The organism is Okeania sp. SIO2F4 (assembly GCF_010672385.1).
Classification (GTDB): domain Bacteria; phylum Cyanobacteriota; class Cyanobacteriia; order Cyanobacteriales; family Microcoleaceae; genus Trichodesmium.
On the sequence record NZ_JAAHGT010000029.1, the window covers coordinates 16558 to 32926 of the forward strand.

The window sequence follows — 16369 nt, forward strand, 5'->3', positions numbered from 1 at the left end:
ATTTGACTGAAAATAGAGGATGAACACAAAAAAATGCTTAAATTTTATTTCTCCTAACTCCTAAGCAGTCCCCTAACTATTTGTAGAAAAAATTTATCAACTCTGGTATTAGACATATACAAAAAATAAATAAGTTTTTTCTCAAAGTACCTCAGAGACATTGCACCTAAATTAGAGCTGTTGCTAAAGTCACCCTCTCAATCTTTTTTCATGTCTAATACCAATTCTGTGAAAATATAGCAGTCGCCATTACTATTAGGAAATTCTCGCTTCTCTCAAATTTATTCCGTCCTGGGAATTTAACTTCTAACTTCAGCTACATCTTGCCTACAACTACGGCTATATTCTTTTTCACTTATGGTCTATTAGTTCTCGAAAAATTTTAGAGCTGTTGCTAAAGTCAGCCTCTCAATCTTTTTTCATGTCTAATACCAATTCTGTGAAAATATAGCAGTCGCCATTACTATTAGGAAATTCTTGCTTCTCTCAAATTTATTCCGTCCTGGGAATTTAACTTCTAACTTCAGCTATATCTTGCCTACAACTACGGCTATATTCTTTTTCACTTATGGTCTATTAGTTCTCGAAAAATTAAGGTATAAAGCCAATTACCATTTGTAGAAAAAATTTATCAATTCTGGTATTAGACATATACAGAAAATAAATAAGTTTTTTCTCAAAGTACCTCAGAAACATTGCACCTAAATTAGAGCTGTTGCTAAAGTCAGCCTCTCAATCTTTTTTCATGTCTAATACCAATTCTGTGAAAATATAGCAGTCGCCATTACTATTAGGAAATTCTTGCTTCTCTCAAATTTATTCCGTCCTGGGAATTTAACTTCTAACTTCAGCTATATCTTCCCTACAACTGCGGCAAAGTATATTCTTTTTCACTCTTATATCTATTAGTTCTCGAAAAATTAAGGTATAAAGCAAATTACCAAAAGCAATGCTTAGATGATACTTAAATTATTAAGTAATTAACACAAACAGAATGACTTTTTCGATAATTATTAGCCAGTTCGTATTAATTATTATCATCTTTACCTCTCTGTACTGACGTTGCACTTACGTCCCTACATATTCCCCTGCAATGCGAAAATGTAGAGAAGTTTTTGATAAGTAGGTAGGCATTTACAGAAAAGGTAATAATTAATTATTAATTGTTGAAAGCATTTTTCATTTAAGTATGGCATAAAAATCTTATGGGGTAATACAAATTTGAAAAAAGAATGCTACAAAAAGGTGCATTTTGGAATGGGTACTTAACTGGAATTCATTTTACCGAATCATTAATAATTAATAATTATTAATTAAATAATTCAGGTTCAAAGCCGACCCTTTCAAGGGAAAAAAAAGTGCTCTTGAATTTCCTTATATTCAATTCCGTAACGGTTTTAACCTTCTTGTAATTATCAATTATCCATTATCCATTAATAAAAAAGCTATCCATTTTTCGCTTTTTTCAATATTTAGAGCTTGCTGATTAATTTTTAAAACCTTGATCTGTAAATATTTTAGCCTTTTTAAATTTAAAAAAAGTGCAATATTTTAGGTCTAGGGAGCTAAAAAAGTTAGGGTTTTGAGTAGATAAGGATAGAAAAATCAAGGGATATTTATGCCTCCTAATTCCTCTGAATTCTGAATTATACCCTCAACAATAAGACTTTTTCAGCAAACCCTATTTATTAGTTCTTCCTTGTTTCTTATTCCCTCTTGTCTCTTCTTGACTTCTACCATTTGTAACAAACATTTATCATGTTTGGTATAAGGAATATGAAATATGGAGATGCTTTAAAATTTCGGATACCCACTGTTGTCTATCTATGTGAAAATCGCTATAAATATACCTTTTAAGAGGTTATCTGCATTTTGTAGGCTTTAACTTTACTATCAATTCCTGTAATATCAGTTCCTACAACAACAGCATAAGCTCCTAAATTCATAGCTTTTTTTGCCATTGTTGTAGAAGCAATACCCCCTTCACAAATTACTGGCATTGCTAAATTTTCTACCATCTTTTTTAATAGTAGAAAACCAGGGGGAAATTCTGTTTTTGTTAGCTCAGTATAACCATACAGAGTAGTCGCAACAAAATCCGCACCTGTTGCTGCTGCTAGTTGTGCTGCTTCTATAGTATCTACATCTGCCATTACAGCTTTTCCTAACTCTTGATGAATTTGGGTAATTAATGTGGCTAAAGTTTCTCCCCCTGGTCGTTCTCTGAGAGTAGCATCAATAGCAATAATATCTGCTCCAGCTTCGGCGATCGCTACTGCATCGGAAAAACGAGGGGTAATATAAACTTCATATCCTGGTATTTGTTGCTTCCACAAACCAATAATGGGCTGAGTAATTCTCTGTCGCACTGCCCGAATATGGGATGGGGTATCTATTCTAACTCCCACCGCACCTTGATTTATAGATGCTTGTGCCATTGCAGCAATAACTTCTGGATGATGTAAAGGGGAGTCAGTGGGAGCTTGACAAGAAACTATTAAACCTTTTGGTAATAGTAGATTAGGAGTTTTATTAGTCATAATTAAAGAATTATTTTGTCGTAATTAATATTCATAATTTTAGAGCTATTTTATTGTACTTCAAATATCTTTTAGTCTTTTTTTTATCTTTGCTTTCTGGCTTCTATTAATTTACCATTAATCAGTAGTAATCTATATATCAAAACAGTTTTCCATTTCTTGGCATCCGCTTAATTATACAAATTACTATATAGCAATCCTATTTGATATCAAATCCGCTTAATTTGGTACAAAAAAATTTTCATTGCCATACCATTTACATTTGTATCAGATTCGCTTCTGGCTCCCAATTGTATGTAAATATGTAAAGCTGATATACCAATTATTTGCCCGTTTAGATCTTCTCACATTTTTGACTGGCATAGAGGGTAATATTTCATAGGTTTTTACTATTCCTACCCTGGGTAATTTGATATAATTTCCTTGCATAATATTAATGCTGTATTCTAAATATAAACTGTCTTTTTTACCCTTTTTTTTTAACTTAGGAAACCCACGTTTAGGAATAGTTAAAAAGTTTTTAAATGTCCTTTATAAATTTCTTAATGCTTGCTGAGGGGCACACTTTTATACTTCATAATACCAGGGATTTTGACTTTTAATTTTAGCAACTAAACGTTTATGCAAAGTAATTCCACTAGGGCGTTTTTTTGTTAATTCATATTCAGTAATGCAAGTAGCTAATCCCCAGTTATAAGCATGACTACCTACACCTGCGTGTTTGGCAAGTAGATTTTTTTGATAATTGTTAACTTTTAATTTGGTCTTGATTGATTCCATTTGAACACGCACACCATGAAAAAAAGTCTTTAATATTATAGGATTAATTAATGATAGGAAATAATCTTCATATTTTCAAGATTTACTAATATTTGTCCAATTTTGTAAATTATTCAGCTTCAGTAATTAGCCCCTGTTTTAATTAGTTAGTAATGCTATTATTTTACTCAATAAATATTCGAGATTAATTGGTTTAGTCAAACATTCATCCACACCAGCAGCATAATAATATTCTCGATTTATTTCTGTATTAAAATTAGTTAATGCCAAAATTTTAATATTTTTAGTGCTGCTTGTTGTGCATAACTGCTGAATAATATCTACACTATCAATTCCTGGCAAGTGCATATCTAAAATTACAGCAACAGGCTGCAATAAAATAATTTGCTCCACAGCAGTAGAACCTTCTATTATCCACACAACTTTTAATCCTGCTGCTGTCAAAATATCACAAATGATTGTGGCAATATCTTCTTCTTGTTCAATCAATACTACTGTACCTTGTAAAGATAAAATATTTGATGTACTTTCTCCTTTTTGTTTTAGTTTTTCATTTGGTGATTTAAGTTGTTGTGCTGGGAGTTTGACTGTAAAAGTAGAGCCGATATTTACAGTAGATTCTACTTCAATAATTCCACTATGAAGTTCAATTAATTGCTTGGTTAAAGCTAAACCTAAACCAGTACCACCTTGTTGACGATTATAAGGAGAATCTAGTTGTTGAAATTTCTTAAATAATAGTGGTTTTTGCTCTTGAGAAATTCCCATACCAGTATCTTCTACTTGAAAAATTGCTGTATGTCGATCTCTCATCACTTTAAGTCTAACATTTCCCCCACTAGGAGTAAATTTAATTGCATTGCTGAGAAGATTAAATAGAATTTGTTTAACTCTTCTTTGGTCAGCCGTAAATCGATCTAACTCTGGAGTTACATTCTGTTCAAAAATTAGTTTTACTTCATTTTGTTTAGCCTTTTCTCTAAAATTTTGCCAAATTTCATAACTGAGTTTAGATAAAGAAAATTCACTAATTTTCAATACGGTTTTGCCTGCTTCTGCTTGAGATAAATCTAGAATATCATTGATTAATTCCAGGAGATGTTCGCCACTATCATGGATTGTTTGTAAATAAGCTCTTTGCTTTTGTATTGGCATGATTTTTGCTCCTCTATTACCATAAGACCACTGCAAAAGAGTTGAAGAAATACCAATAACACAGGTAAGAGGGGTGCGTAATTCATGGCTCATTGTTGCTAAAAATTCACTCTTAGCACGATTAGCTGATTCTGCACTTTGAAGTGCATCATAAAGGTCTTGGGTTCGCTCAACTACCCGCTTTTCTAAAGTTTGTTTTTGCTTTTGCAATTCTGCATATAATTGAACTTGATAAATAGCGATCGCTAGATGTTCTGCAATTTCTTTGAGAAATCTCTTTTCATTGTCTTGCCATTCTCGCTCAGAGCATTGATGGGCAATTAATAATCCCCACAATCTTTCATCAACTATAATGGGTACTACTAATTTTGCTTTGATTTGATGTTGTCGCATCAATTCTAATAGACAAGGAAATTTACTATAAGCTATTTCTACATCAGCTATGGCATGAACAGAGCTTTTACTATATTCAATAGGAGGAAAAAAGCAGTTTTCGGTCTCACTTAAACCTAATACAGAAGAAATTAGATCGGATGCCAAAGCTTCATACTTCACCGACCCTTTTTGTTGATTTACTACCGTAATATTATTTGTTAATAATAAGGGATGATTGAATTGATAAATCAATAATCTCTCTACTTTGAGGAACTTTCTCACCTGTTCCACAGCAGTTAATAAAATTTCTGGTAATTCTAAAGTTTGGCGAATTTGAGTTGTGACTTGATTCAGGAGTCTCTCTTGTTCTATTTGTTGGTTTAGAGCCGTCTCAATAGGTTTACATACTAATGGATAATGTTGATTATTCAGCCCTGAATCTGATGATGATAATTGATTATTTTGTGGCAAATTAGTTTTTGTTATTAATTCAGGATTAGGAGTAGATATGCCATGAATATTAACTGTTGAATCATTTATTGATAGTAAATTTGATAGATCGGGATAATCTCTTTTTTGCTTAGTTTTTTGAGGATTTTCTAGCTGTAAAATAGAATCTATATTTTCGCTAGAAGTCAAGAGTTTGAGTAATTTCAAAGTGAATTCGCTCTGGAGATTAGCATTATTCACTTTGAGGTTATTTATTCTAGATTTAAGTTGAGATATAATTATTGATTGACTTTTGTCTTTCTCTAGTCGATTAATAATTTGGTATACAAAAACTTGAATTGCTTTTGGGTCAAAAGTTAAACCCACATTAAATTTTAAATTTTCCACATTTACCCTTTTCAAGGGTAAGCTAAAAGAGTTAGATTGAGAATTATAATTTTGTTGTTGTCCTGCTCTTCTCTGGCTTTGATTGTTTGATAAATCCTTAACTGCTTTGCCCCACAAAAGTCCATTAAACTCCTTTGAAATAACTGCTGTGAACTTTATCCCTGGGAACATAAGGTATTGAGTGGTGGCAAATATATCTTCTGTAATGACTATCGTTTCTAGACCTTGAGATGTCTGTTGTAATAACTGACTTAATAGCTCAAGTGTATTTAAAGGCAAAGTTAAGCTTGGTTTTGCAGGTGGAAAACTGGGCATTTCCCTAGTTGTCTTGTATGAAATGGCCATAATACTATTCCGGAGCAGGACAAAGAGTATTGTTTGTGCAATCATCAAACACCGATTAGATTTTAGATTGTTGAATCTAACCGTAAATTAATCCAAGCTAACATATCCTCATAAAATATTTTTTATATAGCTCATTCCTGATTAGTTTCAATGATTAACTTAACTCAGCTTACACTCAATTCTACTATCGGAAACTTGCCTTCCCACGATTTCCAAGTTAATTCTGCTACTTTAGGACAGATAGTAGCTGAAAAATTTAGACTACAACCAGAATTACCGGGAGTTATTATTACTCAAAGTACCCAAATGTTGGGTATGATTTCCCAAATCAGATTCCTGGAATATATAAAATTACCTGAAAAGAAAAAAATTTATTATAGATGTCCTGTGCGTGAATTGTTAGATTTTCTCAACACTCCTCCTCTAGTTCTTTCTGAAAATTTTCAAATTAATGCAGCAGCTCTCACGGCACTGAATAGGCCAAAACAGTATGTTTATGAACCTATAATTATAGTTTTATCTAATGGCAGCTTGAGATTGATAGATTTACATGATTTACTATTAGCACAATCGGAAATTTTACTAAACTTAGATAAAAAGCTGCAAGAGCAAACGGATAAATCTCAATCAGAAACCCTAGAATTATATCTAGAGGAAAATGATGATGATGAACCCACTGGTTTTCTCTTAGAGTCAAAACCCCTGATCAAAAAAATTGAAAAGAAACTCAAACAGCATAAAAAAAAATCAAACAAGCAACTCTAAAAATAGTTCATTTATAGCCTCTAATTTATTTTTTTTATGAGATATTTATTTTCAATAAACTTCGGAATTACTTGAAATTAAGCAATAGTTATAAATTGCCCAGATGCAACCTGTATCTAAAATTTGTCAAAAATCCCCAAATACATCAAAACTCTGAAATTATTATGGTTGCTTCCTAATTCCAAGAGATTTTATTCACCGAAAAAGTGGGTCCTCTCCTGCCTTATAGGGCGACTTTAATTCTGGATTAGGTTAAATCATCAATCATTTCTTCTACTATTTGTGTCATATTTTTTTTCCTTATTAAAGCATATGATTTTAACTGATCTAATCTCTTACTTGATAGCCTAAATTTTAATGTTTTATATTTCATAAAACCCCACAATGTACGCACAAATATATTATAATAGAGATATAGAAAAAACCCTACGATATTAATTTTTAGTGCAGTAATTAAGGTCGAAAACATTGAAAGCAAGATATAAATATAGATGCTATCAAAACCTTATACAACAAATTAATTTAGCTAAATTATTTGGATGTACAAGAGTAGTTTGGAACGATGCTTTAGCTCATTGTATTCAAGAGTTTAAATCATCAAAGAAAAAGCCAAGTAATGCTGAACTACAAAAAGTATTTATTACTCAAGCTAAGAAGACAATTGAAAGAAGTTGGTTAACCGAAGTATCAGTAGTTCCATTACAACAATCATTAAACGATTTGCACCAAGCTTATCAAAACTTTTTCAATTCAGTTATAGGTAAGCGTAAAGGAGTAAAAGTTAAACCTCCAAAATTCAAGAAGCGTAATTCAAAACAGACAGCTATATTTAGTTTGAGAGGATTTAAGTTAGGTCAAGATAAGGTATATTTAGCCAAGATTGGAAACCTTAAAGTACATTGGTCAAGACCGTTACCATCACCTCCATCATCAGTAACAATAATCAAGGATTGTAGGGGCGATTCGCATAGATGCCCCTACTAGATATTTTCTGAGTTTTGTTGTAGAAAAATCAGCAGATGTTTCACCTAAAACTGAAAGTTATATTGGTATAGATTTAGGGATAAGCACATTTGCCACATTGAGCAATGGCGATAAAATTAATGCACCAAAACCATTAAAGAAAAATCTTAAGAAATTAGCCAAATTTCAACGCAGGCTTGCCAAGAAAATACCAGGTAGTAAACGTAGAGAAAAAGCTAAGTTAAGGGTGGCTAAATTACACGCCAGAATTAAAGATATTCGTAAAGATTTTCTGCATAAATTGTCAACTAAACTAACTCGTGAATATGACACAATAATATTAGAAGACCTTAATGTTTCTGGAATGATTAAAAACCGTAAGGAGCGCTAAAGCAATCAGTGACTTAGGATGGAGGCAATTCAGGACTTTAACTGAGGCTAAATGCCAAAAATATAGTAGGGAATTTAGAGTTATTTCTAGGTGGGAGCCAACAAGCCAAAAGTTTTCTCCGATACGGTTTCCGTGGTGGTAAGAAAGAATTAGATGTAAGAGAATGGACTTGTTTGAACTGTGGGATGCACCACGATAGAGATGTCAATGCTGCTATCAATATTCTTAATGTTGTAGAAACAGTAACTCAACCAAAAACCAAGGTTGAAATTGTTGAAGCTGAAATATTGGAACCTGTGCAGTTATCTCTTTTCAATACAGTCGCCGACGGACAGCGGTCGATTATATTAAAAACGAGCATCGAGCAAATGTAAGACTCGCCGTAAAAAGCAAGCTGATTGCAATGAAATGCTAACCCACTCTGAGTCTTTTAAACAGCTTAGTTTGTTTGATTGATAGATGGGAATCTCCGCGCCTAACCGCCGGAGAGGATGTCAAAACCAAAATATGACTACTACTATATATAGTCATAACTAAGGTATTTACCAAAAAATTGGGGTATGCGCCTCGTCCTTATAGGGCGACTTTTTAGTTGATGAGCGTTTCAATAAATATGTTATAATTTTGCTAGTTTTAAACTCAGACTATGAAATCTAAATTTAAGTACCGTATATATCCAACGCCGGGACAAAAAACCAGATTAGCAAAGCTATTTGGTTGTGTTTGCTGCGCAACGCTGCGCGAACGTGTTGTCTGGAACGATAGTCTAGCTTGCTACCTGTGAAAAGTATGCTCTTAGAGAAAAGAAACCAAGTAATTCAGAACTACAAAAACAGTTTATTACTCAGGTTAAAAAGACTGAGGATAGAGAATGGCTATCAGAAGTTTCTGCTATACCATTGCAGCAATCAAGGAAGTCACGCGCAAACTGCTAGATTTACAAAAGGTGGCTTTAAAGTTGGTGAGCATAAAGTCTCTAGCAACGCAAAGATTGGAAAGCTGAAAATTGTTTGGTCAAGGGAACTACCTACTGTTCCATCATCAGTAACAATAATCAAAGATTCAGCCAATAGATATTTTCTGAGTTTCGTAAGTGCCTGAAACGAAAATTAAAGAAGTTAAAAAATACAGAACGTTTACACATTTGTTTTGGTTCTCAGAAATTATTTAAGGACTCAACTTTTTCAAGGTCGGAAAGCCCTTGAGGGAATCCGCTCCCCATAGTTTGTGGGCTGAACATCAACTTTCTGTGCAAGTACCCATTGAAACGGGTAAGCAATGAATCATTTGCACCTCACCGATGGCAAATGTCTAGCGCATGTCTAGTTTTCAAGAAGGTGAATCAGTTAAACTTAGGAGAAATATAATGAAGTTACCAACTTTTTTAGTTGTAGGCATAGAGAAAGCAGGAACTACATCAATTTATCAATATTTAAACCAACATCCCCAAGTTTATATGAGTCCTGTCAAAGAAACAAACTTTTTGGAGAGAGATTGGGAAAATTTTCAAGGGAAACCAAATTCAAAAAGAATTGATACTTGGGAAAAATACTCCAATCTTTTTAGCAATGTCCAGGATGAAATTGCTATTGGTGAAGTATCTCCTAATTATCTTTTTCATTATAAATCTTCATCTGAAAGGATTATTAAATACGTTCCTGATGTCAAAATAATAGCTATACTTAGAAATCCAGTAGATAGAGCTTATTCTGACTATCTAATGCACCTTCGTGATTCAATAAATGTAGAAAAAGTTCGTTCTTTAACCGAACAAGTTCAATTTCGTGCTGATACTTCTTTCACTCTTAAAAAAGGATTTTACTATACTCCAGTCAAGTATTATTTTGATACTTTTGGCAAAGAAAGAGTAAAAATTTATCTGTATAATGACTTGTCTGAAAATTCCTCGGCAATGATGCAGGATATGTATCAATTTATTGGAGTAAATAGTGACTTTACTCCAGATACCTCAGAGCGTCAACAAGTTGCTGCAGTTCCCAAGAATCAATCTCTGAATAATTTAATGAAAACTAAAAATCCTGTAAGAGCAGCAGTTTCATCTGTTTTAAAGGTGGTAATGCCTCTGGAAATGCGACAAAAATTACGCTCTAGCTTAGTCAATTTAAATTCAGGAGGAAAAGAACTCAAACCTCTTTCTTCAGAAGAACGTCAACTATTAATTGACTTCTACCGTGAAGATATTCTCAAGCTACAAGATTTGATTCAAAGAGACCTTTCATCTTGGTTAGTAATTTAAATATTAAACTATAGCAATTCCCAGACTTGTAAGGTAAAAAATTCGTTTTTTTTAGGGAACAGAGAATAGAATAAAAATAAATATTAGGTGTACCTCATTAGTCTGAAAAAAGCTATATTATATATACATCAAAGTAGATTAATCCCAGTGGAATTAACTGCAGATAAATATAATAGATAGAGTGGTATAGATATAGGAAATTAATGAATAATTTCCTATATTTTAACTTCTAATAAATTAGAATTTTATATTTAATTTTTGCCTCCCAGTTATTATATAGTTTTTCGAGATTGGAAGAGTTGAAAAATTTGGGGTTAATGGCAAAACTTAACTACAAATAGAGAGAGTAAATCACCCGATCAATTAAGGCATCATTTCAATAATTAATAATTAACAATTAATAATTAATAATTACCTCTTCTTAAAAACAGATAGGATTGGTTAAAAGTAATTTTTTTCTTTTTTTATCCTATGGGTAGAGGTTTTATACCAATTTGATAAATGTTTGTTACAAATGGTAGGGACGTTGCATGCAACGTCCGTACGGAAGAAGGAAGAAGGAGAAAATCTTGAAAAAAAGGGAAAAATGATAGATATAACTATCTAAAATGAATTGGAGGAGCTATTTTTCAGCACATCCGATAGGGAGCTACCTTTTCGTAACATTCTTTTTTCAAATTGGTATTAAACCTTGATTTTTAGGTAAAAATTAAGTTCTACAAATTTTATCTGAAATAGATTGTGAAATCTAGCTTCCATCAAAAAAACTGTTCAGGTTATTCTTACACAACTCTTAAGTCTCTCAGTATTTTTGTAAGCATTTCCTGCGGAATGCTACGCAAACAGCTATTAGCGTTAAGCAATCAGCAATTAATAATGAATAATTCCTTATATGCTTAAAGGATTATACTTTAATTATAACTTTTAATTTTCCTTGGAGACTAATTTCTCCTTTATATGAGTAAGATAATAAGCTGCGGGACTTATAGCTGACGGCTGAATGCTTACCTATTTTTAGTAATTGGCATAAATGCTTTTACTTTTGTACTAACCAAATGTTCTTGTCTAACATTCTTTGATTAAATTGGTATTAGACCTTCTGAGTAACCTGAAGCGCAGATAAGTAAGAAAGGTTAATAGTATCTCCATAATAATTGTGCAAACTTGTCGTCAAATTTGCAAATAAAGTCTGACGTTGTTCTGAGTATATTGCGATGTAGGGTGATAAGGTGCTTAAAAGTGCTATATAATCATCAACTTTATAAGTTACTTCACAGATTAATTCTTCCGAAACTAAGTTTTGAAACTTACCAGAGTCGGTAACTTTATTTCCCAGACCGCTAATATTTTTTTGATGAGTGGCGATCGCTTCATATCCTTTTATATCTGGTGCGTAGGTTTGATAAATTGGGTCTAATAGTTTCTGATAAATTTCTTGAGTTGGTTGGGGTGGAGTATTCCAGAGCAATATTAAATATCCATCAGTTTTTAATGCTTCAGCAGTTTTGAGAGAAGCAACTTCGGAGGATATCCAGTGAAAAGAAGTAGCAGCAAGTACCGCATCAAACTGATTTTTTTCTAATTCCCATTCCTCAAAGGTAGTGTTGATGATTTTCACTTTTTCATAAGGAGCGCAGTTTTTCACAAGTATTTGACAAAATTCTGCATTGGGTTCGACGCACACTAGAGAAAAACCTAGTTCGGCAAAGGTGGTTGTAGCTGTTCCCGTAGCAGAACCTATTTCTAAAATTTTGGCATCGGTAGAAAGTTGAGCTATTTCTACGGCACGTTTGACTAAATTTTTGGGATAACGAGGTCTAGTTCTGTTGTAAGCATCTGCTATTTGACCGTACCATTTAGATTTTTGTTCTAGATTTAGGTCTTGGTACCAATTATTTTTAGGCAGGCGATGGAGCATAATTGTTTTGTATTTCATATTAATTAATTAGACTATTGTGAAATAGTTTTTAGATAAAGTGGCAAAGGTCATACTTGCCTAACTTTAATTTCCGTCAATAATTCATTTAACTATTGCGAAATAGTTTTTAGATAAAGTAGGAAAAGTGGCGATAGTGCTACGCACCGCTACGCGATCGCCCTATTGCAAGTTGATAATTAATTAAACTATTGCGTTATAGTTTTTAGATTTTAGATTAAGTGGGAATGGTGATACTTGCCTAACTTTAATTTTCGTCGATCATTCATTTAACTATTGCGAAATAGTTTTTAGATAAAGTAGGAAAAGTGGCGATAGTGCTACGCACCGCTACGCGATCGCCCTATTGTAGGTTGATAATTCATTTAACTATTACGCAACAGTTTTTAGATTTTAGATAAAGTGGTAAGAATGGCATCGCCCTATTGTAGGTTGATAATTCATTTAACTATTACGCAACAGTTTTTAGATTTTAGATAAAGTGGTAAGAATGGCATCGCCCTATTGCAGGTTGATAATTCATTTAACTATTACGCAACAGTTTTTAGATTTTAGATAAAGTGGCAAAGAAACTGACAACTGAAATGATATAGAATTCAAAAAAATAAGATATCATGGCATACAAGACTTACGCATAAACCGGGTTTATGAACTAAAATTTACAATATCAAATGTTAAGTTAGGGTAATAAACCTGGTTTCTTAGTTGGGATGTTTAATACCGAATTGATAAATGTTGGCTACAAATGATTGGGATATTTTTTAGAATTCAGGAGTCAGGAAACAGGAGTCATAATGAATAGTTTTGATATCATTTTTTATGTCGTAATTTCTATTTTTAGTCAAATAGGCATTTTCGATAAAGTCTTTTGATACTGCTTATTATTCGTAAAATTATTTTTTCAAAATGGTGTAAGCTCTAATTATTTCAAACGCCAAATAGAATCTTAAAAGTAATGATAAAAATCATCAAAATCAAAATAAAAGTTTTCTTCTAGCTGATTATTGATGTGTTCTAAAATATTTTTGTAAAATACTTCATTAATAGGGGAAAAAGGTAGAAAAATACTCCTATCTCCCCTACTCCCTAATTACTGAGGATAATATTGAGCTAAAAATTTCTCAGCCTCAGAGCGATCGCTGACTTTCCCATCCAAAGTAGCAGCTAAAATATCGTCTAACATCAACTTAAACTGTCGCCCCGGTTTATAACCCATCTCTTTCAAATCTTTGCCATTCAAAATAGGTTTAACATTCGACCACTGAGTCAAATATTGCCAAACCTGACGTCGCATCCAACGCTCGCATTGCACAATAATCAAAATCAACATCGGTAAATCATACTCCCTCAACAACCACACCACCTGACTCGGAGTCTCACATTTTGGCAAATTCTTCATAACCATAACTTTTGCCAACTCCAACTCTTCCAATCTCTTAATACTATCCACAGGTAACTGTAAATTTTTCCCTACTAAACTGCGATACTCAGATTCCAAACCAGCAATCAAAACCTCTAACCGCATTTGCCAATGAGATAAATTTTTCTCAGGGTCAAAACGTTGTAAACACCTATCCAGCAAACACACCTGTTGCCACAACCTCTTGTCTAACTCCAAGGTGCGATGAATACAACGCAACGCTCCCAGATTTCCCAATAACTTTAAAGCAGGTTTCCAGTAGTGAGCTTGTAAAATATATTTCAACTCACTTTTGAGTCGAGTTTCTAAAGCAGGTGCTCTTCTATTTTTTTCTACCTTCCCAACAGCTTCGCGGTCATATACCCCACTATTAATCGCATAACGAATATATTCCTCTGTTTTCTGTTCAATATCAAATCCCAATCTCACCGCAAACCGAACCCCCCGATAAATGCGAGTCGGGTCTTCAATAAAACTATTAGCGTGTAACACCCGAATTTTTTGGTCTTGCAAATCTGACAACCCACCAAAAAAATCAAGCAACTCTCCCACACGAGGTTTCGTCAGTCGCACTGCCAAAGCATTAATAGTAAAATCCCGCCGATACAAATCTTGGCGAATCGAACTTACTTCTACTTCTGGGTTAGCTGCTGGATAGGGATAAAATTCTGTACGAGCAGTGGCAATATCTATCCAAAGGGAGTCTAACACTAGATCGTTGTGCCAAAGTAGAGCAGCAGTTTGAAATTGACCGTGAACTTCCAAACGTGCTGTTGGATAAATTTTTTGTAGTGCTTCTGCTAACTCTACTGCTGGAGCTTTTTCTGCTGAGTCGGAGTGACAACCATCTACAACTAAATCTATATCTGTTAATAATAGAGTCTCATTGAATTTTGATAACAGTAAGTCTCTTACTCCTCCCCCAATTAGATATAGTTGCCAACCTCGTTTTTCTGCCAACTCAGCAACAGAGGTAAGTAGTTGCCATAGTTGGGGTGCGAGACGTTGTTGTAAAAGTTCGGTAATTGATTTACAAGTTTCACCGGGAATGCAACCTGGTTGTTGATTTTGGGGGCGTTGTTGTTGGTGTAATTCTCGTAAAACGTCGGTGCGGGTGACTATTCCGACTAAGGAATTATTTTCTAATACAGGCAACCGACCAATATCGTAAGTAACCATCAACTCTTCGATTTCTGGGAGAGTTGTTTCTGGGGAAATAGTTTTAAGTTGGGGTGTCATGTAACCTTTGACTGGAGCATGACTAAAACCATGATGCAGAGCAATGTCAATATCTCGCCGAGAAATAATTCCTACTAATTCTCTAGATGAGTCTACTACTGATAAACCTGAATGATTATAACGTAATAGTATGCGGTGAGCTTCTTCTATGGATGTGTCAGGAGGAATGGTGCGAACTGGAGATGACATTAAGTCTCTAGCGGTGGGAGGTTGAGGAATTTGATTTTTGAGTTGGTCTAACAGTTTTTCTAATGTTGTTTGGGGGTTGTTGTCTCGGCAACTAACTGCTGCTGCTCGGTGATGACCTCCTCCACCTAGAGGTTGAAATATTTGGTTGAGGTTTGTGTCTGGGATGCGCGATCTTCCGATAATATTTAAGCTTTTTTCTGTTGTGTTTTTGAGGGAGTGGGTATGAGCTAGTAGGAGGGCGTCTATTTCTGTGAGGTCGATTAAACTGGAAGCTAAACTGGATAAACCAGGAATATATTCATCTGTGTGTAACAGTATTGAGCCTATTTGATAATTTCTCACGGTGGAGCGTTGCAAATTTTCGAGAGCTGTTTTTAATAATTCTTGCAGTTGTGGTGACAAACCGGGTTGAATATATTCGCCTATGACTGGTAAACTTGCTCCTTGCTGCATTAACCATGCTAAAGCTGTTGCGTCTCGTGGGGTTGTGTGGTGGAAAGTCAGGGAACCAGTATCAGCGTGGATGCCTAACGCCATAATTGTTGCTTCTGCTGGAGTTAAGATAGGGGTAGCTTTATTTTGGAGAGTCTGGAGTTTTTCTGCGATTAGAGTTGTGGTTGCTCCGACTGCTTCTATATAAGTGTGGGTAGCTGGAATATCGGTTTGAATTTCACAGTGATGGTCGTAGATGATAATTTCTGATAGGTGGGGTAAGTCTAACCATTCGGCAGTTTTTCCGAGTCGGGAGCGTGTTTGAACATCTACTATATATATGGAGCGAATTTGTTTTGGGTTGAGGGAGCGACGTTCGATGATGGGAAATTCGTCTCGATGGAGGGCGAGGAATTGTTTGACAGTGGGGTGACAACCGCCAGTTAGTACGAGGCGACTACCTGGGTGGAGGTGGGTTAGTCCGACGGCGGCGCCGAGAGCGTCGAAGTCTGCGGTTGTGTGGCATAAGATTATGTTCATTTCTGGGAAGTCAGAAGTTAGAAGTTTTAATTTAATATTACAGCGGTTTTTAGGTAAATGAAGTACATTCATTTGCTGAAGCTCCCGGAGGTAGGGTGATGAAATTTTTCTCTATCTATGTGCCTAGAGAGCAATAGTTATTTCATTTGCTGAAGCTCCCGGAGGTAGGGTGATGAAATTTTTCTCTATCTATGTGCCTAGAGAG

General features: G+C 34.3%; 10 protein-coding genes and 1 pseudogene. 6 read left to right on the forward strand and 5 right to left on the reverse strand.

Annotation, left to right across the window (positions count from 1 at the left end):
* Window positions 1-1853 precede the first annotated feature (1853 nt).
* From F6K22_RS03450 to F6K22_RS03460, 3 genes are all read right to left on the reverse strand, one after another.
* Entirely contained in the window at window positions 1854-2540 is a 687-nt protein-coding gene (locus F6K22_RS03450) for an N-acetylmannosamine-6-phosphate 2-epimerase (RefSeq protein ID WP_293093293.1), read from the reverse strand.
* 567 nt (window positions 2541-3107) lie between these two features.
* Entirely contained in the window at window positions 3108-3320 is a 213-nt protein-coding gene (locus F6K22_RS03455) for a helix-turn-helix domain-containing protein (RefSeq protein WP_293093296.1), read from the reverse strand.
* A gap of 138 nt (window positions 3321-3458) precedes the next feature.
* On the reverse strand, window positions 3459-6032 hold the full coding sequence (locus tag F6K22_RS03460) for a hybrid sensor histidine kinase/response regulator (RefSeq protein ID WP_293093299.1): 2574 nt from the start codon (window positions 6030-6032) through the stop codon (window positions 3459-3461).
* A gap of 150 nt (window positions 6033-6182) precedes the next feature.
* On the opposite strand from F6K22_RS03460, the gene F6K22_RS03465 reads away from it, so the two are divergent.
* From F6K22_RS03465 to F6K22_RS03490, 6 genes and pseudogenes are all read left to right on the forward strand, one after another.
* The gene (locus tag F6K22_RS03465) at window positions 6183-6797 is read left to right on the forward strand and encodes a CBS domain-containing protein (RefSeq protein ID WP_293093302.1); all 615 of its coding nucleotides are present in this window, start codon (window positions 6183-6185) and stop codon (window positions 6795-6797) included.
* Window positions 6798-7265: 468 nt separating this feature from the next.
* Entirely contained in the window at window positions 7266-7781 is a 516-nt protein-coding gene (locus tag F6K22_RS03470; protein ID WP_293093304.1) for a helix-turn-helix domain-containing protein, read from the forward strand.
* Window positions 7782-7788: 7 nt separating this feature from the next.
* Entirely contained in the window at window positions 7789-8151 is a 363-nt protein-coding gene (locus F6K22_RS03475; protein ID WP_293093323.1) for an RNA-guided endonuclease InsQ/TnpB family protein, read from the forward strand.
* A 173-nt stretch (window positions 8152-8324) separates the two neighbouring features.
* Window positions 8325-8525 carry a hypothetical protein gene (locus tag F6K22_RS03480; protein ID WP_293093307.1) on the forward strand — a complete coding sequence of 67 codons (201 nt, stop codon included), beginning with the start codon at window positions 8325-8327 and terminating at the stop codon, window positions 8523-8525.
* A gap of 272 nt (window positions 8526-8797) precedes the next feature.
* A pseudogene (locus F6K22_RS43385) lies at window positions 8798-9243 on the forward strand (helix-turn-helix domain-containing protein); the annotation flags it as partial.
* 226 nt (window positions 9244-9469) lie between these two features.
* A complete protein-coding gene (locus F6K22_RS03490; protein WP_293093310.1) occupies window positions 9470-10408 on the forward strand; it encodes a sulfotransferase family protein in 939 nt (312 codons plus the stop codon).
* A gap of 1090 nt (window positions 10409-11498) precedes the next feature.
* On the opposite strand, the gene F6K22_RS03495 is transcribed toward F6K22_RS03490, so the two are convergent.
* Both F6K22_RS03495 and F6K22_RS03500 read right to left on the reverse strand, forming a co-directional pair.
* Window positions 11499-12344: a class I SAM-dependent methyltransferase gene (locus F6K22_RS03495; RefSeq protein ID WP_293093312.1), complete on the reverse strand. Its 846-nt coding sequence runs from the start codon at window positions 12342-12344 to the stop codon at window positions 11499-11501.
* Window positions 12345-13434: 1090 nt separating this feature from the next.
* A complete protein-coding gene (locus F6K22_RS03500) occupies window positions 13435-16164 on the reverse strand; it encodes a CBS domain-containing protein (protein WP_293093326.1) in 2730 nt (909 codons plus the stop codon).
* Between the last annotated feature and the right edge of the window lie 205 nt (window positions 16165-16369).

What these genes read in the sequence shown, in the direction of transcription:
- F6K22_RS03465 (WP_293093302.1), top strand. Translation starts at nt 6,183, where the DNA reads ATGATTAACTTAACTCAGCTTACACTCAATTCTACTATCGGAAACTTG.
- F6K22_RS03500 (WP_293093326.1), bottom strand. Translation starts at nt 16,164, where the DNA reads ATGAACATAATCTTATGCCACACAACCGCAGACTTCGACGCTCTCGGC.
- F6K22_RS03490 (WP_293093310.1), top strand. Translation starts at nt 9,470, where the DNA reads ATGTCTAGTTTTCAAGAAGGTGAATCAGTTAAACTTAGGAGAAATATA.
- F6K22_RS03450 (WP_293093293.1), bottom strand. Translation starts at nt 2,540, where the DNA reads ATGACTAATAAAACTCCTAATCTACTATTACCAAAAGGTTTAATAGTT.
- F6K22_RS03495 (WP_293093312.1), bottom strand. Translation starts at nt 12,344, where the DNA reads ATGAAATACAAAACAATTATGCTCCATCGCCTGCCTAAAAATAATTGG.
- F6K22_RS03455 (WP_293093296.1), bottom strand. Translation starts at nt 3,320, where the DNA reads ATGGAATCAATCAAGACCAAATTAAAAGTTAACAATTATCAAAAAAAT.
- F6K22_RS03460 (WP_293093299.1), bottom strand. Translation starts at nt 6,032, where the DNA reads ATGGCCATTTCATACAAGACAACTAGGGAAATGCCCAGTTTTCCACCT.